Origin of the sequence: Streptomyces sp. NBC_00358 (assembly GCF_036099295.1) — a bacterium.
Lineage (GTDB): Bacteria > Actinomycetota > Actinomycetes > Streptomycetales > Streptomycetaceae > Streptomyces.
This window is the reverse complement of record NZ_CP107976.1, coordinates 199,232-221,215: the sequence shown is the minus strand read 5'-3', so window position 1 is coordinate 221,215 and position 21,984 is coordinate 199,232. Positions and strand designations below refer to the sequence as shown.

Here is a 21,984-nt window from a genome sequence, read left to right as displayed (position 1 = left end):
TGGAGTTACGCACGTGAGCGCTGACTTATCACGCCGCACCCTGCTCTCCCGTACCGCCGCTGTCGCCGGCGCCACTGTCCTGGCCTCCTTCACGGGGAACGTGCTGCCGGCCCATGCGGAGGCGCGGCCTGGCGAGGCTCAGGTCCCGGGCAGGACGGTCACGGGCCGACCGTCGCTGAACGGCTGGGAGACGGAGAAGTCCGCCGACGACGGCGGCAACATTTGGACCCGCCCTGTGCCCGGTACGCCTCTCGACGGCGTCCAGGTCCGTATGGGGGACATCGAAACCGTTCTCGTTCATGTCGTCCAGCGGTTCCACTATGAGGTCGACCCACTGCGCCGCGACGACGTGGCTGGCGCCACCCCGGAGCGATCCGGAACGAGCTGGCCGAGTCCAACCTCGCCTCGGGGACGGCAGTCCAGATCCGCCCAGGCTTCTACCCTTCCGGACAGCGGGGCGGCTTCTTCTCCAACCAACTCGTGATCGTCCGTGACATCCTCGCCGACCTGGAAGGTGTCGTCCGCTGGGGCGGTGACGACAAATGGCCTGACGAAGCCCTGTTCTACATCGACGCCCCGCCCGAAGACGGCCACCTCACCAGGGTCGCGGACAAGCTCCGGACGTGGGCTGTCACCCCGGGCAAGGGCGCCGGGGCGTCCGCCGATCCCTTCCAGCGGGACAGACGCCGGGCCGCACAACGGCTGGCCCGCCGCCAAGCCTGATCTCCGTACCCGACCGACAAGTGAAGACTCGCGCTCTGAGCCCCCGGCCTCGCCGGGCTTCCCCGGAATCCTGGGGCCGGCTGCGCCCGCTCCTGCCACGACGTCGACCCTGACTTCGATCCTGCCGGGGCCCGTTTTCGGAGCCCGCAGGCCGCGGCCGCATGACGGAACCGGACCAGGATGCGCCCACCGTTCGGTCTGCGCGCAAGAGCTGGTGTGCCCGGTCAGATGCCGGAGGCGCATAGAGCCCGGCTCCGGGTGCTCCGCCGACGAATGCGGCGTCCTTCGCGTCACCTCACCTCAAGACATCCATCCCGGCCGGCGTCTTGGGCAAGCACCGCTGTTTGGACGGTCCGGGTCTCGGAGGCGGGGGCTTTTTGATCCCGCCTGTTCACCAACAAAGGAAGTGCTGATGCGTCACCTGCTCACGCCTGTCGGATCGATCGGCGCGGCCGTGGCTTCTTGCATGCTGCTGGAGGCCCCGGCATCCGCCACGGACCAGTTCTCCCGCTCCCAGTTCGATGTTGTCTCTTCCGGTCAGAAGCTGGTGACGACCTCCTACGTGCAGAACACCGTCAGGCTGAAGGACGGGCTGATTTCGGGCAAGTTGACGGCGAGCCGGCAGATCCGTGACGGTCAAGCCATCGACCTGTCCAAGCGGTTCACCAGCTTCGAGATCACGACAAGGCTGGAAGAGCGTCTCACCAAGACCAGCGAGGACCACGTCGTCACGACCAAGACGTGCGATCTGCCCGACTCGTCAACGACAACCACACCTGGTTCCTCGACGAGCCGGTCAACAACTGCCCGGCCCCGTCCACGGTTTACGACGGTGAGGTGGGGTGGTCGGCGGATTCGACGGTCGTCCACGACATCGAGGGCGACGGCAAGGCGGCCATTGCCAAGGACCCGCAAAGCTCACCTCTTGTCCATGGCTGACCCGTCGCATGCGGGGACCGGGAAGAGAACCCTGCCCGCGTTCCTGCTGATTGCCGCCGTCCTGCTCTCGGGATGCAGCACAGAGACCTCACCGAAGAACGATTCGGCCGCTGCGGGCGGTCAGCCGACGGCCAGCGCGTCGCTGGCCAGGAGCGACAGCGACCTGGCGGCACGCTACCGAAGCGTCGGCGGTTACCGGGACGTGTACGGCCTCAAGTACGTGAAGAACCGGGCCGGTGTGCCGACCCTCACCGTGTGGACCCGTAAGAAGTCCGGCTACGGAAGCGGATTCGACGAATTCGACAAGACGTTGACGTCTTTCCTGACCGGAACAGGCGTCAACCTCCAGCAGGGTTACGTCCTCACTGTTTATGGCCACGGCGGGGTCATATTGCACCACTACGACACCACAATGGAGAACAACCCTTGATATCCAAATCCCTTGCTTCTGCCCTCCTCTGCACCGTCTCTGCCGGTGCCCTCCTCCTCGGCACCGGGCCGTTGGCGCACGCCGACGGACCCGTCCCGGACCCGTCGGTCACCACAACCCCGCCCCCGGTCAAAGAAGGGCCGACGGAGCCGGTGAAGCCGGTGATCGCCGACTACCGGGGACAGAAGATCGACCTCTCTTCGTCATGGGAAGGCGCCAACATCTGCACCGAACTTCCCGACGGCGAAGTCCATTGCTACGACACGGACGAAGAATCCCTGGCAGATCCCGATCTGCCTGCGAAAGTCCGAGAGGACACCATCAAGGCCTCGAAACTCCAGGCTGCTTCGGACCCGCGCGACAACTGCGCGTCCGACTACTGGTGCCTGTATCAGGACGCGAACTACAAGGGCAGGCGTCTGCAGTTCTCCAGCAGCGGCAAGAAGAATCTCGGTGACTACGGATTCCGGGACAAGCTCAGCTCGGTCTTCTACTGGGTGGCCCGTTGGCCGCTCAACTACGGATTCGCGACGATCTGGGACTCACGTTCAGGCCTGCTGCACGACCGGCAGCGCGAGCTTGAGCCTCCGCACGGCTGGTCGAACTTCAAGAACATGGACTACCCCGGTGGCGGCAACTGGAACGACAAGGTCGACGTGTTCGAAGTCAAGCGTGCATGAGAGACACCGCAGACGATCTCAAAGAAGTGACGCTTCCTGTGCACAGGCGCGCCACCGGAGGTGACGCCTCAAGGCCCATTCGAACCGGATCCGGATACAGGGCCGAGCCGAACCGGATGACGTGACCGCGGTACGCGCAGCGGTAGCACGGGCGGCTCTGGTATCGACCCGGGCAAGGGCCGTGCGGGGGCCGGGAGCGTCGCCGATGCGAGCGGCGCGCTGACGGGCAGACCGGCGAGTGCGGACGGGAGGAGCCGCCATGATCCTTTCCCGCCTGCTTGCCGAGGACTGGCTGAAGAACCGCGCGAGTAGCCCCTGCGCGATCGTCACCTGTGCCGGTATGGCCCGAGTCTGAATCCGCCGGAGGCTGTAAGAGATCCGGTCCGGCCGTACATCTACCGGTTGACAGCCGTTGACGGGCGGAAGATGGAGGTGCTGTGAGACGACGACGAACAACCACCGGGGAGTACGGTGACCCGGCCGGACACCGGGCCCTGGAGGCTCTCTATAGGGCTCATGCTGATCGGGTCCTGGCGTATCTGCTGCACCGTACGGACCGGGAGACAGCACAGGACATCCTGTCGGAGACCTTCGTGCTGGCCTGGCGCAAGTCCGGGTCCGTGCCCGACGATGCCCTGCCGTGGCTCCTCGCCTCGGCCCGGCGGCTGCTCGCCAACCGCGTGCGGTCCGACCAGCGGCACCGTGCGCTGACCGAGCGCTTGGCGGTGATGGCCGACCGGACGGGCGCCGCGGAGATCGGTGACGCGATAGGGACACGGGTCGAGGTGGCCGCTGCATTGTCAGCGCTTTCCGAACAGGACAGGGAGGTACTCGTGCTGAGTGCCTGGTACGGACTGACGGCCAAGCAGGCGGCTGTGGCCATGGGCTGCACGGCCACTGCCTTCGCTGTGCGCCTGCACCGGGCACGCAAAAGGTTCAGGGCGGCGCTGCCCCGTGCAGGCCATGCACAGCCGGTCCATGGCGCCCTTGCCCAAGCCCACTTCACCCAACGGGAGTCAGCATGAAACAGACCGCCACCAAGCGCGGCCAGGCGTCCGACCTCAACGCCGTCCGCGCCCTGCGCCCCACCGGCGACGCCACCGACGGCTGGGCGGCCTCCGAAGACGGCCAGGCCGTCCTGCGGGAGATCCTGCGACGTACCGAGCAGCCGCGTGGCACGGCCGGTTCCGGGAGGCGCCGACACCTGTTCATGGTGGGTGCGGCCACGGCCGTCCTCCTCGGGGGCGCCACCACGGCTGCCGTAGCCACATTCGGTCCATGGGGCGAGGACGGGCGCAATGTCATGTGTGCTCGCACGCTGTCGCCCGAGGCGGACCTGAGCCAGCTGCCGCTCAAAGCCATGAAGGATTTCGATCCGCGGGACGCGGAGCGTTCCTGCGCGGCAACCTGGGAGCGGATGTGGAACCAGCCCATGCAGGGCACAGTGCCGCAGACTCCCAAGCCGACCCGGTTCGCGGCCTGCTATTTCCCCAACGCCCAGCCCGACAGCGGCGAGTCCTCCGCCACCGACGGCCAGGGGAAACTCGGCGGGCCGGTGATCTACCCGGCGGACGGCTACCCCACAAAGGAGGCAGCCTGCGCAGCCATCGGCTCCAGGCCCGTGGCCGACGGTTGAGACCGACGGTTACGCCAGTTGACAGTTTGCCCAGACCGGAGCCGTGGGCCGTGCCCTGCGTGCGATCTTCAGTGTGATGCCGCGGGAAACGGCCTCAATCAGCGCAGGGGTGACTGAGTGCCAGGCGTGGCGGTGGGGGTCGGGTCAATGCCGGGGCTGCCCGTCGGTGTCGTCGTCAGGTGTCTGCCAGGAATCCTGACGGGGTGCCGTCTGTGGATGTGGCGCTACCGGCCTGGCGCCGGAACTCTTTCGGTGTGCTGCGCGTCGGCTGCCGTACCAGAACGCGCCGATCAGAAGGGCAGCCACCACTACACCGGCGACGATCAGGAAGAGCGACGACGAGCCGTCGGCCGCGAGGACTTGAGAGGCGATCATGGTGGCCGTGTACCCCGTTCTCCGGCCTTCACGGCCCGCGGATACTCAAAGCATTGCGAAATTGGTCAAAATGCCGCGCTCGGGAACGATCCCGAGTGTCGTGGCCGCCTCATCGATCACCTCGAGAGATGGCCTCGCGCAGTGCTGGGGGCGCGGCCTCTTTCCTCCGTCGCGGTGGTCACCGTTCGCGGCAGGGAGCTGTAGCTGGGAGGGTGTCGGCCGCCGCTGAGGTTTCCTGGTCCTGTCAGGTTGTCGGCAGAGGGATGCACCGCGCGGACTGCTCTTGCTGCCATGCGGTCTTGACGTACTCGGCGAGCCGGTCCCTCGAGCAGGAGGGTGGTTGCGCAACCGACGCCGGCGACGCCCCCAGCCCCCGCAAGACCCGCCTGCTCGTACTTGCGCACCCAGGAGTGCACCGAATGCCTCGACATCGCATACCGGGCCGCGACTTGAGTGACCGCGACACCTGCGACCACGCTCAACTCCACCAGCGTGGCAGAGGTCCGGCGGATGTCGTTTGAGATCGCGTACAGGTGCCGAGCGTGGGTCAGCCGCGGCGCAGCAGCATGACGACAGCGACGATGACGATGATGAGAACGACGGTACCCAGGCCTATGTACACGGGATTCTCCTTCTCTCGGGGAGCGGCGCCCATTGGTGCCGCCGAGACCGAGTGCCCCGGCCTGGGCTTTTCAGTCGGGAGTGACCAAGTCAGTGCCTCCGGGCTGTGTCCGGCCGTCGCTGTTCTGCCCGGTGCCTGCGGCTCGAAGGGTCGGGCGCCGTGCGCCAGTGCGGACGGCGAGGGCTGGAACTTGAGGGCTCAGATCCCCATGGCGACGAGCTGCATCGCGCCAGGGAAGGCGTAGAACGCCGGCCGTGTCCCGGTCGTCGATGATCTTCGTGAGGTCTGCCACCGCGTCCCGTAGCTGCGGGCGAAGGTCTCGATCGCCTTCTCGGCGTGGGCGCGGTCCTCGGCGTCGTAGCCCTCCTGTAGCGCCTTTGTCGCTCCGTGCCGTGTGGAAGCTGGGTCGTGGAGCGCGCCTTCGCCCGCCTGCGCTGGTTCCGGCGCCTGTGAGCCCGCTGGGAGATCCGCGACGACAGGCGGCCGTCTTCGGAGGTTCCTGTGACCTCGCGACCTACCTCTGTCCGGGGCGTTCTGCCCGTCCTGGGACGGGTGATCTGAGGGAGCGGGGCGTGAACGGTTGTGACCGTTCCTGCCTGTCGGCAGCAGACGCTGCGGCAGGTGACGGGATCATCGGCAGGTGATTGCGCGGGCCGACTCCAGCCGGACCGTGCCCGCTCCGATCTTCGGGAGCAGATGCGGCAGTGTTCGGCAGCGGGCCATGACCAGGGGAGGCGAAGGTACGGGGAGCTCCTGGACAGGCTGCGTGCTTGTGGTCGATGAACGACGATGGAGGTTACAGGGGCTGGCCGGTCCTACGGTATCCGCCCCTCAGGGCGCATACCGCCGTGGTGCGCCGAGGACTGCGCGCGGAGGGAGTTCGCCGTGGACTCGTCTGCCGCCCCCCGGCCCGCCAGAGCATGGCAGGCACAAGCTGCACGGCCCTTCGGGCCATGCCGAACGAGCGGAGGACGAGCGGCTGCAGCGCCCTCTCGGGGTGCGAAGCGGTCGCCTGCGCCTTTGCGGAGCGTCCCTGCTCCTCCTCCTGGCTGTTCTGATGGCGCCCATCAGCGTCGTCGCCACCTGGGTAAATTCCGAGGTCACCGACATAGATCGGTATGAGCAGACGGTCTCACCCCTCGCCCGAGACCCCGCTGTCCAGGACCTGATCATCGAGCGTGCCACCGATGGTCTGGTCCACAAGATTGACGTTCGCAAGATCACCGAAACACTCGCCGACACTCTGGCCGACCAGAATGCGCCCCGTTTCCTGGTCGACGCGGCCAGATCGCTGGATGAAGAGCTCAAGGGCGGGCTGAGGGCCGGCGTGCGCTACACAGTCGCCCAAGTCGTGACGAGCGATGCTTTCGCCAAGGCGTGGGACAGCATCCACCGCGGCGCGCACACCGCCGCGACGAACGTCCTCACAGGGGAGGCAGGCGGAGCGGTCGAGGTCAAGGGCGACACCATCACGCTGAACGTCGGCGCTGTCATCGAGGAACTTCAGAAGCAGCTGATCGGCGTGACCCTTGTCGGGGCGGAGGACATTCCCGGGGCAGACAAGTCGATCGTGCTGGTGCACAACGACCATCTGAGTGAGGCCCGTGATGCTGCCCGCTGGCTCAGCGTCGTCGCCCCGTGGTTGCCCTGGACGGTGGTCGTGCTCGCCGGGCTGGGCATCTGGGCGGCGCCCTCACACCGGCTTGCGCTGATGGCCGCAGGCAGCGGTATCGGCGCCATGATGTGCGTGCTGCTCATCGCACTCGCCGTGATCCGTCAGATCTGTCTGGACGCGGTGCCTCCGGCAGCCCAGTCGCAGGACGCGGCAGCAGCCCTCTACGACACCCTGGTGAGGTTCCTCCGGCAAACCATTCTCACCGTGCTCCTCACCGCACTGCTCACCGTGATCTCCGGGTATCTTTACGGACATGGTCGCGGTGCCGGTGCCGTGCGCGCAGCTGCCGCCCGAGGGACCCAGACCGCCGGGCAAGCCCTCGCCCGGACGGGACGGAAGCCAGGTGCGGCCGGAGAGTGGCTGCGCATGCACAGGCCCCTGACCACGGTCGTCGTCATCGCGGTCGGTGCCCTGGCGCTCGTCCTGTGGCACTACCCCACGCCCGCCTCCGTGGCCCTTGTGCTCCTGGTCGTCGTGGTTGTCCTGGCGACCCTGGGCGTCCTGGCCGCCGCTGACGCTGCGGAGCAGCGATTATCCGGTGAGGGCGGCCCCGGCTTGCCACTGAGAGTCGCAGGGCCCCGAACCTGCCGATTGCCGCCCCTGGCGAAGCATGAGCAACTTCTCTGTCAGCCAGGCGTGTTGAGCGGGCTTGGCCTTGGATCCCTAGCCCGCCAGGGAGGCCCAGAGACGCCGTGGGCCCTTTGGTGGCCGATGTTTGCTGACGTGACGGCGGGGCATACGCGAATCAGTGCTTCGGACCGGAGGCGCACGCCGAGCAGGGGATCACCCCGCCAGCTGCGATTTCCTCTGGCCATGCAGATCCCCACACGGCGAACCCCAGCCGTTCTTGCCATGCTCGGGTGATCCGCTCAGCGTACGGCGGGGGCCCGGCATCGGCCCAGATCAACGAGGAGGCGAGTCGGATGCGGGAGCTGTTGGCCTCCGACCACGACCGAAAGGGTGACCCGGACTCCGAGCAGTCGACCACCACGACCATCCCGCGCACCGCGGCCACCGCACATGAGGTGGGGGCGCTGCCAGAGCGACCGGGCATGCCGCAAAACCCCGGCGCGAACACGGTGAGAGAGCAGGCTGTGGGCATTGTGATGGCACTCGGACGCCTGCCCGCCGACCAGGCACGGACCGTGCTGACGGAAGACCCAGACGCCTGCTGACGCTCTTCGACGATGTATGCAGGAGGTCCGCGTGATTGGCACGCCCCCAGAGTCGCCTGATCACCTCCGCACCCCGCAACTGCGCACGGCGGATCTGTTCGCCGACTTCGTCGAGCGCGAGGCCCCGAGCGTGCCGCTGCCAGGCCGCTCGACGGCGCGCCGCTTCGCCGTCCTCATGGCCCTGGGGCGGCGGGACCTGTCGCTTGCACGGCTCGCCGAGGGGCACCTGGACGCTGCGGCGATCCTGCACGAACTGGACCACCATCGCCTGCCCGCCGAAGGGGAGCGGTGGGGAGTGTGGGCCGCGCGCCCACCGGGTCCCGGCACGCACGCGACGCGCAGCGATCGGGGGTGGACGCTCAGTGGCGTGAAGCCCTACTGCTCCGGTGCCCACGCCTGCACTCACGCTCTGGTGAGCGCGGACGCCGAGGACGGCTACCGGCTGTTCGCCGTCGCGCTGGACCACCCGGGCGCGCAGCCCGTGGAAGGGACGTGGCCGGCGATCGGTATGGCCGGGAGCGACAGCCTGGAGATGTCCTTCACGGATGTACCCGCGAAGGCCGTCGGCGGGGTGGAGTGCTATCTGGAGCGGCCCGGTTTCCAGCACGGTGGAATCGGTGTCGCGGCCTGCTGGCTGGGCGGTGCCCACGCCGTCGCCGCGCCGTTGTACGAGCGAGGCGCGGCTGGACGTTTGACCGCGCACGCGGCCGCCCATCTCGGAGTGGTTGATGTGCTGCTGAACACGGCGGACGCAATCCTGCGGCAAGCGGGTGAGGACATCGACGCCGATCCTCTCGACGCACGTGACGAAGCGCGGGTGCGCAGTCTGCGCGTGCGGGCCCTCGCCGAAAAGGGGTGCACCGAGGTACTGGACCACGTGGGGCGTGCCACGGGTGCCGGGCCTTTGTGCTACGACGAACGGCACGCTCGCGCGGTTGCGGACCTGACGGTCTACCTGCGCCAGCACCATGCGGAGGCGGACCTGGCCGAACTCGGCCGCCTGGTGACGGCGGACCCGGCGGAGGCAACACGGTGAGCTCGTTGGAGACCGCTGACGCCGCGAGACTGGCCGCCGCCGCGGCGATCGACTCGCCGGGCACCGACGAGGCGGAGTGGCAGGCGGCGCGACTGCCGGACCATCTGCCCCACCTGGTGCTTCCGACAGGTCCGGTTGTCGTCGTGGCGGCTCACCCTGACGACGAGGTTCTGGGATTCGGCGGTGCCATGGCCACCCTTCTCGACGCCGCTGTGGCGGTCCACACGGTGTGCCTGAGCGACGGGGAAGCGTCCCACGGCCCCGCGTCGCCGTCGGCCCGGGAACAGTTGGCCGCCCGCCGCCGTGGCGAACTGGCCGCAGCGCTGGGCGAGCTCGGGGACCTGCCTGCCCCGGTGCATGCCGCTCTGCCCGATACGGGCCTCGATGAGTACGAGACCCGGGCGCAAGCCGTGATCGGCGAGGTGCTGGCCGCCGTCGGGGCTGCGGTGTGTGTGGCGCCGTGGGTGGGTGACCTGCACAGTGACCACGAGGCCGCCGGCCGAGCCGCCGAACGTGCCGGCCGCGACCGCTCCACGCCGGTGTGGTTCTACCCCGTGTGGATGTGGCACTGGGCTCGTCCCTGCGACCCCCGTGTGCCGTGGAACCGGGCCTGTGTTCTTCCTCTGGCCCAGAGGGCGGTCGACCGTAAGAAGGCAGCGCTGTCACGGTTCACCACCCAACTGGAGCCCCGCAGCTGCGGCGTCGGGCCGGTGTTGCCGGCGCAGGAGATCGCCCACCACACCCGCACCTTCGAGACGGTGCTGCGTTGAACACCCCCGCCGGCTACTTCGACGAGCAGTACGCCCGCGCCGTCGACCCCTGGCATCTCGCGGAACGGTGGTACGACCGCCGCAAGTACAACCTCACCGTGGCGGCCCTGCCCCGCCTCCGCTACTTGCGGGCCTTCGAGCCGGGCTGCTCGGTGGGCGTACTGAGCGAACTCCTGGCTGCCCGATGCGATCAGCTGCTCTCCACCGACCGCGTCGCCGCGGCCGTCGAAGCCGCGACTCGACGCACCTCCGCTTTGGAGAACGTCACCGTGAAACGGATGATCGTGCCAGAGCAGTGGCCCCAGGATTCCTTCGATCTGATCGTGCTGTCGGAACTCCTCTACTACTTCGATCCCAGCACACGTTCACGGCTGCTCGAGCGAAGTGCGGAGAGCCTGGGGGAGGGCGGTCACCTGGTCACGGTGCACTGGAATCACCCGGTGGCCGAGCACACCTGCACAGGCCGCGACATCGCCGACCGCCTGGACACCCTGACAGGCCTGAGCCGCCTCGCCCGCTACGACGATCCGGACTTCACCCTCACCGTCCACGAACACCGCCCAGGCCCGGGCCCGGTGCTGTCCCCGGCCTGCGCGGAGGGTCTGGCGTGACCCCCGCAGCCCTCGCTGTCGTCATCCCGGCACACAACGAGGAACACCGCATACATGCCTGTATGCGCAGCGTGCACGCGGCCGTAGAGCACGTGGCGCCGATGCCCGTCGTGATCGTGGTGGCGGCGGATGCCTGCACGGACGCCACAGCGACTCTGGCCGCCCGCGCCGGAGCCCACGTCGTCAATACCCCGAGCCGCAATGTCGGAGCCGCACGGGCGGTCGGCATCGACCACGCCCTGAAGCTGCTGGCAGATGCCGGCCCGGAGGTATGGCTGGCCATGACGGACGCCGACACCACTGTGCCGGCCACGTGGCTCACCCACCAGGTCGCCTGGGCGTGGCGGGGCTACGACGCCGTTCTGGGCACCATCCGCCTCGCCCCCATCACGGCCGGTGCCTTTCGTGTGGCCCGTCACGACGCCGACTACTTCGGCACCCGTCCGCTCGAGGAGACGGAGCCGATATGGGAGCATCCGCACGTCCACGGAGCCAACCTGGGCGTGTCCGCCGTCGCCTACCTGCGGGTGGGCGGCTTCGCACCCCTGCCTACCGGCGAAGACCGCGACCTCGCGGCCCGGCTGTTCGCGGCCGGCTACCGGATCGCCCGTACCGACCAGCATGCCGTGCACACTGCGGCCCGCCTGCGCGGACGGGCTCCCGGCGGCCTGGCGGATCTCCTCGCCTCCCTGCATCCCGCACCGCATGGCCCCGATTCCGTTCGTCACCGCGGTCCTGAACCACTGGGCCCGGTGAAGCCGGTCTGACACCAGGTACCCAGGGACGCGCAGTCCGGCGAGGCGGGAGGGCTGTCCGGTCCGGAGGATGCTGCGGTGGTTGTGTCCTTCGATCACGGGTACCGGGAGGGGGCAAACCGCACGAGAACAGGAGACATGGCAATGCCTTCCGAGGTCACCCCCCGTTACACCGTCCCGGGCCTCACCGTGCAGGACGCCGGCTCGCTCATCGAGGTGCTCCAGCAGCGCCTGCATACCCTCAACGATCTCCACCTCACCCTCAAGCACGTCCACTGGAACGTGGTGGGCCCGCACTTCATCGCCGTGCACGAGATGCTCGACCCGCAGGTCGACCGCGTTCGCGCCATGGCAGATGACGTCGCCGAGCGCCTCGCCGCCCTGGGAGGCATTGCCCACGGCACCCCGGGCGTCCTGGTCGAAGAGCGAACCTGGAAGGACTACAGCGTCGGCCGCGCCGACGCCATCGCTCACCTCGGCGCGCTCGACCTCGTGTACACCGGACTGATCGAGGACCTGCGCGCCGCGGTCAAGACAGTGGGGGAGATCGACCCGGCCACCGAGGACCTGCTGATCGAGCAACTGCGCGACCTGGAGCAGTTCCAGTGGTTCGTCCGGGCACATCTGGAGACTGCAGGCGGCACGCTCACCACAGCCGATGCCACCACGGAGACGGAAGCCGCCCAGCAGGCCATGAACCAGTGACATCAACAGCAGAGGCGGCGTGAACGGTTGGCACCCGGATCACACGAGCGGGATCCGGCGCGCAATCGCCGGCGTCCACGGCTTCGTGGACCCAGGACGAGACCGACGGACTGCGCGTCGCTGACGTCCAGGGGCACCTGGGGGTCAGAGCGGTCCCGGCCTTGGGTCAGGCCCGTCTTCCGCAGTGAGACGGCTGGTTAAAGGACTTCGGTCCCCGGTCGTGTGAGGTCCGGTGGATAGCCCTTGGCGCGGAGCCAGGCATCAAGAGCGAGAGCGACGATGTCACCGTGAGCCACTCGTCCAGCGGGACCGACACGATGTCGCCGATGGGCCAGTCTTCGCGCGCGACGGCGACGCGCAGACCAACCGTTTCGAACGCCAGGTCGTCGACGGTGCTGCGGCCGCCCACTCCGCCCGCCTGCCGGCGCCGGAGCCTGCCGCCGGTACCGGAGGCGAGCGGGCACATCACGATCCTGCGACTCGGCCGCACCACAGCGCTGGACGTGCCGGCGGCCGCCGTCGCGGTCGTGAGCGTGTGCGTTCGCGCCGTGCGCAGGCGGCGACTGGCGTGGCCGACGGTCAGAAGCGCCAGGACGGCACACGCGGCCGTCCACCGGCAACATCGGACGGCGCCCCCGCCGCCCCGCATGCGGGCCCGTCGCACCGAGTACCCGGGGAACTGCTCATCCTGGCGGGGCTGATCCTCGTGATGGCGACAGCGGTGTACGTGTGGCGTCGCCCGACGCGGCCGGGAGACTACTTGCCGCTCCAGGAGGCGCGGCGCTCCCCGTGGCCGACTTCGTCACCCACCCCGGTGCGCGGTGCCTGATCCGTCACCTTCCGCTGCCACGGCAGCCCGCACCCGCTGTTCCTCGCGAGCAGAGCCGACGTCCCGTTCCAGGGGTGTGCGACTCACGGCCGTCGCGAGGTTTTCCAAGGCCCGTTTTTGCAGTTCCGCCTCGCGCCGTACGACCGGGCTCCGGTTGCCGGCGGCAGCGTCCTCCCACGTGTGGAGCGCCTCCTCCACACGCCCCCAGTCCGGATTCCTGTGCTCGCGCACGTCGACCGCTGCCTTCGCGGTGTCCGTCTCCAGGGCCTCGGCGAACCGCTCCGCCTCGGGGAAACGGCTGTCGGCCCGCGGGACGTGGCTCTCCATGAGCATCACCGCCCGGCCGAACCCCTTCAGCGCCTCTTGCGCCTCCTCCGCCTCGCGCGACGTCAGACCCCTGGGGCGGACCGGTTCCTGCCTTGCCCGGTCGTATGTCTCCTGCCAGGCGGCACGTGCATCCCTGCTCGCCAGCAGTGCCCTGCGCATGTCGGCGTGATGCTCCTGGGTCGGTTCGGCGTAGCTGCGGAGCACCGCGGCCGCGTAGCGGCCGTTGGCGGCGAGCCAGTCCGCGAGCCGGCCCGGCAGCCGGGGCGTCTCCCACGCGGGGAACACCACGTAGGCCAGCATTGCCAGGGCCCCGCCGAGCAGGGTGAGCACCACCCGCTCAGGGACCGTCTGCTCCCACGTCTGGCCGCCCATGCCGAGCAGGAAGACGACGTACGCGGCAGTGAAGCACTGGGAGTAGGCGTAGCCGGTACGGATCAGCGTGTACGACAGGCCTGCCGAGATCACCGCCAGCGCGCCGAACACATGGGCGTCCGGGCCCAGGGCCCGCACCATCCCGGTGGCGAGCGCGACCCCCGCCAGGGTCCCGGCGAAACGGGCCACCGCGCGCGCGTACGTCCGGTGGAAGTCCGGCCGCATCACCATCACCGAGGCGAGGGGCGCCCAGTAGCTGTGGCCGAGGGGCAGCCGGGTGGCGATCAGGTAGCCGAGCGTGGCCACCGCCGCCAGGCGGACGGCGTGCCGGAACACGGGCGAGTCCCGCCGGAGCTCACGGCGGACCGCCCGGACGACGACCGGGACCAGCCGGAGCATTGTCGGGCGCACCAGGAACTGGGCGCCGGCAGGGCCGGGCGGCGTGGGCGTCCTGCCGCGCGCGTCGCCGCTCCCGGCGATCTCCAACGCCTCGCCGAGCAGTTCCACGAGCCGCTCGGCGGCCTGTCGCGCGGGGCCCTCCAGCACCTCGTGCTCCCCGTCGACACGCAGGACGTCCGTGCTCCCGGGTGGCAACTCGGCGGGACTGCCGCGGCGGATCGAACGAGCGGCCGCATCCAGGACGTCGGCGGCCGCGTCGAGCAACTCCCGCGCGCGGTCCCTCCCGGGTCCCTCCGCCGGGGCGCCGACGTCCGGGTCGGCGAGCGCGGCGACGACCGGCCGAATGCGCTCGGCGAGTCCTCGGGGGCCGTGGAGGACGGGGGGACGGGTGCGGGCCTGTGACGGCGTCACGGCGGCCGCGTCCCGGGCCGTCATCAACGGCTCCGGGTCGAACGGGGCGGTCGGGTCGTGCCGCAACCGGCGGGCGTAGTCCGCCACGGCGGCCAGGGCGTCGGCGAGCGCGTCACGATGCGCCCCCCAGCGGCGGATCGGGAACAGCAAGATCAGCACGGCCTGCACCACGCCCCCGAGCGCGATGACCCCGGCGTGTTCCAGGGCTCGTCCGACGCTCGTGGGCAGGGTGACTGTCACCAGCATGCTGCCGACCGTCGTCGCTGCGACGATCCCAGCGGTCGATCCGACGGCCCATGCCATCCCCGCGGCGAAGGCCCATACGGCCAGCAGTGGGAGGAACGTCACGAGTCGCCCCGCCGCCAGGTAGCCCACGAAGGTGCTGAGCGCCAGACCCGCGCCCGCGCCGAGCGCGATCACCTTGCGTGGACGCCGGGTGCGCTGGAAGGTGGCCCCACCCGCGGAGTAGGCACCGAGGGCGGCGGACGCGGCATACGCGGGGGAGACGAGCCCGTCCGGCACAGCACCGCGGTGGCGGGGCGGTGGCTGCGCCGGATCAGCTGCCCAACTCGCCTCAGCAGGGCACCTCGTGGAACCGAGAACAAGGCAGGTAACGGGGCTCGGTTGGAAGAGTTCCGCGAACTCGACGGCGGGTAGTCGCGCTGGTCGGCCTCGACACGATCATTCCTTGCTACCCCACCCTCAGCGAGGCACTCAAACCCTGAGCCGACCGGCACGGAGGTCGGGCGGCACCGCGAGTCGGCAGTACCGGACTGCCACATCGCCGACGACTCCTACTCGCAGTCGGCAGCTGCACAACAGGATGAGGACCCGGTGCCGTCACGGTCCCGGGTCCTCACCGTTCGCGCCTCGACCGGTGCGCGGAGCCCGGTGTACCTGGCCGCGTACGGCAGACACGTCGTTCTGGCCAGGGCGGCCACAAAGATGCTGCGCCGGGCCGCCTGCACCCCACGGTGCGCCCGTCCCGCGTCGCTCTCCCTACCGTGCAGGATCCGCTGGTTACACAACACGGCCTTGCGGACGCTCGCGTGGACCGTTGATCAGCTTGTCGCGCGACGGATCGCGACGACGGCGGCATCGTCGTTGAGGTGCTCGTGAAGGTGTGCCCGCAGATCGTCTCGGAGATGACGCAGCAGCTGGTCCGGTTCGTCTCTGGTCCACCGCGGGGCTCTTTCGGTGAAGGGGTAGAAGTGTCCGGCGGTGTTGCGGGCTTCGATGACGCCGTCTGTGTAGAGCAGCAGGAGATCCCCGGCCTCGAAGGGGAAGGTCTGGACCTGGTAGGAGGTGACGCCGAAGGCTCCGCCGAATCCGATCGGGAGGTGGCTCGCGTCGGTGGTGAGGGGGGTGAGGTGTGTTCCGTGGAGGCGGAGCGGGGGCGGGTGGCCGCAGGTGATGACGTGGACGACGGGTTCGTGGTCGGGAATGTCGAGCAGCGTGGCGGTGGCGAAGTCCTCGTTGGCGTCATGGTCTTCGTGTGATCGCCACTGGTTGGCGTCCCAGCGGAACGCGGCGTCCAGGTGGACAGCGAGCTGGGGGAGTGTGGCTTGCCGATGGGCGGCTGCGCGGAAGGCGCCGAGCAGCAGGGCGGAGTTGTTGATCGCGGCCAGGCCGTGGCCGCGGACGTCGCCGATGAGGAGCCGCGTGCTGCCGTGGGCGGTTCGGGCGGCGGCGTACAAATCCCCGCCCAGGTCGGCCTCTTCCTCAGCCGGGATGTACATGCCGGCGATCCGCAGGGGCCCGGCGTGTGTGGGCAGCGGCTGCAGCAGCACCCCCTGCGCGACCGCGGCGACCGACCGCACGCGGTCCAGCTGGCGCTCGCTTCGGTCGCGCACCACGCAGATGAAGACGCATATGGCGGAGACGACGATCAGAGCGGCGATCTGAGCCTGGATGTTGGCACTGGTCAGGCCTCCTCTGACCGTGCCGATCAGCACCTGGGCGGCCACGGCGAGACCTCCCATGAGCGCCGTCATACGGGCTCCGGCGAACGCGACCGTGATCGCGGGCGCTGCCACCAGCAGCGGACCGAGATGGATGTGCTCGGGAAGCAGCGTATCCACCACGCACACGGCAACGATCAACCCCACGGGGATCACGGCCAGCGCCGGTGCGTGCCCCGGCCGCCAGGAACGCCGCAGGTCCAGCCCCGCTCGAAAGTTCATACAGCAAACTTTCCACCCGTTCCCGCCGTCCAGAAGGTGCGCCGCTCCGAGTACCGGAGCGATCACCGGCAGACAACCGACGGGTGGGCGGCGAGACTGCCCCGTCCTCGCGGGGTGAACGAAAGGTGCCCCCTACGGTGTTGGTCCCCACAGCTCGCGGACCGCTCTGGCGGTCGTAGTGACCCCGCCGCCAGCGGCAGAGTTCAGGTGTCCCCGTTGTTCGTCAAGGGGTGCTTCGCACGAGGTCTGAACGCGTGGGGAGAGGTGCACGTGCCCCAGAAGTGGGATTCCGACGGCTTCCAAGCTGGCCTCTACCGCTCGCAGGAAGGCGGGCTCGGGCTGGGTCGCCGGTGTTGCGCTGGCGGTGGCGAGACCGGCGAAGGAGGGAGGCGGGGTGGGCAGGAACCGCAGATGCCGGTCCCGAAGGAGGGCCGCGCTCTGTTCTGGAGTGAGGGGGTATTCGACAGCGGGGGTCTCCGTACCCGAGAGACACCTGTGGCTCTCGACCAGGGGTACGCCGTCGTTTGGTGCGAGGTCCACGAAGTCGTCGACGTGTGGGATGCGGAGCCAGTTAGGGCTGCCCCCGATGACGACGATGTCGAAATGGGCCCGACCCTGGCGTACGGCGTGGTGCAGCGGCCTGTTGTCGTAGGACAGTTGCCGGGCGTCGTCCGGGCGGGCTCTCCATGGCGTGTGCTGTCCACGAGTACACCGGTGCCGTGCCCCTTGGGTGTCGGCCACAGGGCGGTGCTGCGATGGCCGGGCCATTGGCGCGCTCACTCTTCAGCGGCTTTTCGGACGTTGTCGCGGCGAGAGACCAGCCCTACGTCTGCAGGCGCCGCACAGCACTTCACCGGCGAACGGTAGGGCCGCGGTGCTCGAACTGATGTAGATGATCAGGCCGTTGTCGACGACGTGGCGGGCCGCTGCCTGAAGGGTGAAGGAGGTGCCCTTGGTGTTGATGGCGAGCTGCCGGTCGAACTGGTCCTCGGTGATCTCGACGAAGGGAACGCTGATGAGTTCGATGCCGGCGTTCGCGACGGCGATGTCGATCTGCCCGAATTGATCGAGGGCCGGGGTGAAGAGCTGCTCGATGTCGGCCACCTTGGACATGTCGCCCTGCGGGGAGAACGCTTTGACGCCCAGTCGCTCGATCTCCGCGGCCGTGGTGTCCGCCGCCTCCCGGTTGGCCGCGTAGTTGACGACGATGTTGGCGCCGCGGGTCGCGTAACGCAGCGCGATCGCTTTACCGAGGCCTCGCGCGGAGCCTGTGATCAGGGCTGTCTGCCGGTCAGATCGGTCATGGCGGCGCGCGGGGACCGGCATTCGCCGTGACGGCCGGGGTCCTGTTCACGGTCCTGGCGGGCGGCTGCCACCGGGCTGGTGGCGCTCGTAGGCAACGGGTTCCCACGGGGACGGGGCTGAGCCCCACCACGTGGGCCGCCCCGCTCTGAGGCGAGGCAGCCGTCCCACTGGAGCGCGGCCACCAGCCGTTGATCCATGAGGCTCAGTACGCAATCCGCCAATACGCAAGCCATGAAAGCAAGTTCCGCCCATTCCATCGCCGTGCGGAGCCCATCTCGCCGACCGTGCCCCCAACATGGATGGCATCCACTTCGCCTCTTCCCTGACGCGCGTCAGCGTCGGCGGACCCGCGCCACGGAAGGAGCACCCGTTGATCCTCGACCCGCGCATCTGCTTTCCCGGCCTGATCGACCGACCGTCGGTACCTCCAGGGCCGCCACCGCTTGGCTTGGAGGGGGCCTGCCGCGGTTCTCGGAGCACCTCGAGTTCGACGGCAGCCTGAGCGGGTCGGGGCTTGATTCGGCATGGACGAAGATTCGCACTCACACAGGAGTCAGGATGAAGATCTCTCGGCTGGCCACAACAACCCTTGCAGCCGGTGTCGTTGCCGCCATCGCTGCTGTGCCGGCAGTCGCCGCCGTCTACCAGCACCAGGACCGCATCGCAGCGGTCACTCCGGCTAACTTCCACAGCGACGGCGTGCCGGCGGTTACCCCGGCGAACTTCCACAGCGATGGGGTGCCGGCGGTCACCGCGGCCAACTTCCACGCCGATGGCGTGCTGGCGGTTACCGCGGCCAACTTCCACAGCGACGACGTGCCGGCGGTCACCCCGGCCAACTTCCACAATGACGACGTGCCGGCGGTCACCCGGGCGAAGTGGATCCCGAACGTTTGAAGCCGGCGCTGAAGGCGTTCCGTACAGCCTTCCTGGTCACCGTCTTGCTCCCCTCGGCAACGCCGTATCGGTCCGGCTGCAGACGCGCCGTCGTTGGTGACAACTATCGGCACGAGGCACATTCGCCGGGAATCTCCACGTCCCAACGCGGGACCGACGCATGTCGTGAGCCACGTTTCAGCAGGTCAGCGAATTCCGTCGGTTCCTCTCTGCAGGGAGGACGACAACTGGGGAGCCATGAACAGGGGGCTCACCGGAACACCTCCGCGTCCGCGGGGGTGTTCCGGTCACCGCGAACGCTGACACGCGGGTCGCTGCGTCCTTCCTGCTGACGCGGGGGTGTTCAGTGGACCTTTTGTGCACCAACTCGGTTGGCGGGGATACCCGGTGACTGCCATCGATCAGGTCGCGACCTTGGCGAGGTTCGGCTCGGTGTGGGCGGTGCTCTCTGTCGGGCAAAGCCTCGCGGACCATGTGGTCGAACAAACCGACCAGCAGGCCGCGGGCAAGGCGGCGCCGTCGGCGGCCGAGGTCGCCGACGGCATCAGCCCGCTGGGGGGCTGGGGCGCGTGTCTGGGACACGTGGCCCAGTATCACCTGGCAGGACCTCGAACTCGTCGACCACTGGCGCCGCTTCCTCGAACGGCCCGAGGCCTACCTGCGGCACCTGGTCCGAGCGGATGTCGGAGGTCCCTGCGAAGATCACGGCCATGGAGCTCCCCACCGCCCTCGCCGGGCTCGACGCCCACCCCTGGTCCACCGTCAACCACGCCTACGGCCCCGCCGAGGACCTGCCCGGGTTGTTGCGCACCTTCGCCGAGGGCGGTGAGGATGCCGCGGAGGCACTGGACGAGCTGTACGGCTCGATCGTGCACCAGGGCACCGTGTACGCGGCCAGCGTCGACGCCGCCCCGTACCTCGCCCGAATCGCAGCCTCCGGTCGGCAGACCGTCGACGCGCTCCGGCTGCTCGGCTGCCTCGCCGAGAGCGAGGACGAGTACGACGTCGAGCCGGGCGCCGTTCGGACCGCCGTGACCGCCCAACTGCCGCTGCTCATAACGTTGCTGGCCGATGAGGACCCCGCCGTCCGGCAGGCGGCCGGCTGGACGGTCGGGCACACCCGGGACACCTGGACCGCCCTGCCCGCCGTGCGGGCCCGCCTGGCCGCCGAGAGCGAGCCCGCCGTCCGGGCCGAACTCCTCACCGCGTACGGCCGGTTGGACCGCGCGGGCGCCGTTGCCGAGGCCCGCGCCCTGCTCGGCCCGGACACGCCCGCGCCGCTGCGCCTGGCCGCTGTGTTCGCTGCGTTGGACGCCGAGGAGCCGTGGCTCGCCGCGCACCGCGACGCCGTCCTTGGCCTATTGCCCGCGCGCGAGACGGCCAGGTCCGGCTACGCGGACGAGCACCGGGAGCCGCTGCGCACTATCGTCGGAATCCTGCTGGGGCGGGACACCGACGCGGACCGCGAGAGTGCCCTCGCACTGCTCGACGCCGCGCTGCGTGACGAGCGCTCCGAGGTGCGGGCCGAGGCTCTGTGGGCGGCCGACCGCGCCTGCACCCTGTCCCGCAGCGCCCCGCAGCGGCTGATCCCCGCGATCGCCCCGCTCGCCACCGAATGGGCGGCCGCCCAACTGCTGGGCAAGATCGGCCCGGCCGCCGCCGAGGCCGCTCCCGTCCTCGCCGAACTCGCCGCGCAGCCGGACGACGAGGCGGCCGACCAGGCCCTCGCCGCGCTCGTCCTGGTGGCGCCACAGGCCGCTGCCCCACTGCTGGCCCGGGCTCTCGGCCGGCGCCCGCGCGCCATGCAGTGCGCCGCCGGGTCCCACGCCCCGGCCGATGCGCCCTTCCCGTTCGACCCGGAACTGTTCGCCGCGGTCCGCGCTCGTCTGGCCGCCAAGGCGCTGGAGGGCCCCGAGGGGTGCAAGGACCGCGGTTGCTCGACGACCGAGGACCACAACGACACCGCCGGGCTGGTCCACCTGCTGCGGCGATGGGGCCCACAGGCCGTCGCGGCGCTGCCCGAAATGTGCGCCGTCCTGCCCCGGTTCCCGTACGCCGCCACCGCAATCACCGCCGTCGCCGCCGACAGCGGGCCGGAACAGCGCGAACAGGCCGCCACCGCCCTGCGGGCCTGCGCCCGGAAGCTGTTCGTGGCGCAAGCACTGCACGAGCTGACCGGCGAGACCGGGCCGCTGTTCGCCGCCGCCGAGGCAGCGCTCGCCACGGGTGTGCGCGGCGCCATCGATGGTGCCCGCGCCGTGGCCGACCTCGGCCCGGCGGCCGCCCGCCTCATCCCGGCCCTGCGGACGGCGCTCGGCCGCACCATCGACCGCGACACCACGCCGGAGGTGGACGCCGACCTCGCCCTGGCGCTCGCCCTGTGGCGGATCGCCGGTGAGGCGGCCGAGGTCGTCCCGGTGCTGGCCTCGGTGTTCGACAGAAGCGAGGGCCGGCAGTGGTTCCACTGGACGGCCGCCCGCGCCGCCCGCGAGATCGCCGTGCTCGGCCTGGCCGGGCGCCCGCTGACCGCCCGGCTCCAAGCTCTCCTAGACGACCCGGCCCAAGCACCCTCGGCCGTTCTCGGGCTGCTCGCCGTCGCCGATCCGGCCGGCCTCGACCGCACCCGGCTCGCCGAGGCGGCGCTGCACTCGGCCGAGACCCGCGCCGACCTCAAGGGCGCCTGCGACGCCCTGCGGGCGCTCGGCGCCGCCGCCCTGACACTGGAGCAGCACGACCGGCTGGCCGCGCTCGCCACCGGGGACCGTCGCCTGGTCGTCTCCGGGTCCGACCATGCGATGATCCGCGAGGACGAACGGCTGCGCGCCGCGCTGGCGTCTGTTCTCGACCGGCCCTTCTGCCAGTCGACATCGGCTGGCCCGACGCCCAGCAGCTCCGTGGCCCGAGCTCCGGAGTCCACATAGCAGGCCAACAGTGCCCGGCCCCGGGCGCACCGCATCCTCGAGAACAACTCCTCCCACTGGGCATAGGGAGTCGCCCGCGGCTGACGGACTGGGACCTTCGGACACGGACGGCCCCGGCGATGCCGGCCAGGAACCTCCAACGGCCACCGGTGCCCAAGCGTCGCGCGAGGGGCCCGATTCTCCGGCACCGACTTGAGCACCGGCTTGC

Annotated in this window: 17 protein-coding genes and 2 pseudogenes; 14 read left to right on the top strand and 5 right to left on the bottom strand. The window is 69.8% G+C overall.

The genetic code is table 11. The annotated features are described in order from the left end of the window. Nucleotides 1–13 precede the first annotated feature (13 nt). From OHT01_RS40115 to OHT01_RS01075, 5 genes and pseudogenes are all read left to right on the top strand, one after another. A pseudogene (locus OHT01_RS40115) lies at nt 14–723 on the top strand (hypothetical protein). Nucleotides 724–1,135: 412 nt separating this feature from the next. Continuing rightward, entirely contained in the window at nt 1,136–2,092 is a 957-nt protein-coding gene (locus OHT01_RS01090) for a hypothetical protein (protein ID WP_328551184.1), read from the top strand. Further along, nucleotides 2,089–2,772 (top strand): peptidase inhibitor family I36 protein, encoded by a 684-nt coding sequence (locus OHT01_RS01085; protein ID WP_328551183.1) that lies wholly within the window; start codon nt 2,089–2,091, stop codon nt 2,770–2,772. The genes OHT01_RS01090 and OHT01_RS01085 overlap by 4 nt, the downstream gene beginning before the upstream one ends. 437 nt (nt 2,773–3,209) lie before the next feature. Further along, nucleotides 3,210–3,797, top strand: a complete 588-nt coding sequence (locus tag OHT01_RS01080; protein WP_328551182.1) for an RNA polymerase sigma factor — start codon at nt 3,210–3,212, stop codon at nt 3,795–3,797. Next, the gene (locus OHT01_RS01075) at nt 3,794–4,408 is read left to right on the top strand and encodes a hypothetical protein (protein ID WP_328551181.1); all 615 of its coding nucleotides are present in this window, start codon (nt 3,794–3,796) and stop codon (nt 4,406–4,408) included. The genes OHT01_RS01080 and OHT01_RS01075 overlap by 4 nt, the downstream gene beginning before the upstream one ends. A 144-nt stretch (nt 4,409–4,552) precedes the next feature. On the opposite strand, the gene OHT01_RS01070 is transcribed toward OHT01_RS01075, so the two are convergent. Beyond that, nucleotides 4,553–4,783 carry a DUF6479 family protein gene (locus OHT01_RS01070; RefSeq protein WP_328551180.1) on the bottom strand — a complete coding sequence of 77 codons (231 nt, stop codon included), beginning with the start codon at nt 4,781–4,783 and terminating at the stop codon, nt 4,553–4,555. 371 nt (nt 4,784–5,154) lie between these two features. Further along, a pseudogene (locus tag OHT01_RS01065) lies at nt 5,155–5,295 on the bottom strand (helix-turn-helix domain-containing protein); the annotation flags it as partial. 1,167 nt (nt 5,296–6,462) lie between these two features. On the opposite strand from OHT01_RS01065, the gene OHT01_RS01060 reads away from it, so the two are divergent. The 7 genes from OHT01_RS01060 (at nt 6,463) to OHT01_RS01030 (ending at nt 12,132) form a co-directional block, all read left to right on the top strand. Continuing rightward, nucleotides 6,463–7,944 carry a hypothetical protein gene (locus OHT01_RS01060; protein WP_328551179.1) on the top strand — a complete coding sequence of 494 codons (1,482 nt, stop codon included), beginning with the start codon at nt 6,463–6,465 and terminating at the stop codon, nt 7,942–7,944. Between the two features lie 59 nt (nt 7,945–8,003). Then, nucleotides 8,004–8,255 carry a hypothetical protein gene (locus tag OHT01_RS01055; RefSeq protein WP_328551178.1) on the top strand — a complete coding sequence of 84 codons (252 nt, stop codon included), beginning with the start codon at nt 8,004–8,006 and terminating at the stop codon, nt 8,253–8,255. A gap of 31 nt (nt 8,256–8,286) precedes the next feature. Further along, nucleotides 8,287–9,291, top strand: coding sequence for an acyl-CoA dehydrogenase family protein (locus OHT01_RS01050; RefSeq protein WP_328551177.1), 1,005 nt, complete (start codon nt 8,287–8,289; stop codon nt 9,289–9,291). A gap of 5 nt (nt 9,292–9,296) precedes the next feature. Beyond that, entirely contained in the window at nt 9,297–10,061 is a 765-nt protein-coding gene (locus OHT01_RS01045) for a PIG-L deacetylase family protein (protein WP_443043346.1), read from the top strand. Next, nucleotides 10,058–10,672, top strand: coding sequence for a class I SAM-dependent methyltransferase (locus tag OHT01_RS01040; protein WP_328551175.1), 615 nt, complete (start codon nt 10,058–10,060; stop codon nt 10,670–10,672). The genes OHT01_RS01045 and OHT01_RS01040 overlap by 4 nt, the downstream gene beginning before the upstream one ends. After that, on the top strand, nt 10,669–11,439 hold the full coding sequence (locus OHT01_RS01035) for a glycosyltransferase (RefSeq protein ID WP_328551174.1): 771 nt from the start codon (nt 10,669–10,671) through the stop codon (nt 11,437–11,439). Before OHT01_RS01040 ends, OHT01_RS01035 begins: the two co-directional genes overlap by 4 nt. Nucleotides 11,440–11,571: 132 nt before the next feature. Then, nucleotides 11,572–12,132: a Dps family protein gene (locus OHT01_RS01030; RefSeq protein ID WP_328557988.1), complete on the top strand. Its 561-nt coding sequence runs from the start codon at nt 11,572–11,574 to the stop codon at nt 12,130–12,132. Nucleotides 12,133–12,934: 802 nt separating this feature from the next. Here the strand turns inward: OHT01_RS01030 and OHT01_RS01025 are convergent. The 3 genes from OHT01_RS01025 to OHT01_RS01015 form a co-directional block, all read right to left on the bottom strand. Then, nucleotides 12,935–14,992: an FUSC family protein gene (locus OHT01_RS01025; RefSeq protein ID WP_328551173.1), complete on the bottom strand. Its 2,058-nt coding sequence runs from the start codon at nt 14,990–14,992 to the stop codon at nt 12,935–12,937. 539 nt (nt 14,993–15,531) lie between these two features. Further along, entirely contained in the window at nt 15,532–16,653 is a 1,122-nt protein-coding gene (locus OHT01_RS01020) for a PP2C family protein-serine/threonine phosphatase (protein ID WP_328551172.1), read from the bottom strand. A 783-nt stretch (nt 16,654–17,436) separates the two neighbouring features. Further along, a complete protein-coding gene (locus OHT01_RS01015; RefSeq protein WP_328551171.1) occupies nt 17,437–17,979 on the bottom strand; it encodes an SDR family NAD(P)-dependent oxidoreductase in 543 nt (180 codons plus the stop codon). Between the two features lie 537 nt (nt 17,980–18,516). Here OHT01_RS01015 and OHT01_RS01010 point away from each other — a divergent pair. Beyond that, a complete protein-coding gene (locus OHT01_RS01010; protein WP_328551170.1) occupies nt 18,517–18,855 on the top strand; it encodes a hypothetical protein in 339 nt (112 codons plus the stop codon). 710 nt (nt 18,856–19,565) lie between these two features. Further along, a complete protein-coding gene (locus OHT01_RS01005) occupies nt 19,566–21,776 on the top strand; it encodes a HEAT repeat domain-containing protein (protein WP_328551169.1) in 2,211 nt (736 codons plus the stop codon). The last annotated feature ends 208 nt before the right edge of the window (nt 21,777–21,984 follow it).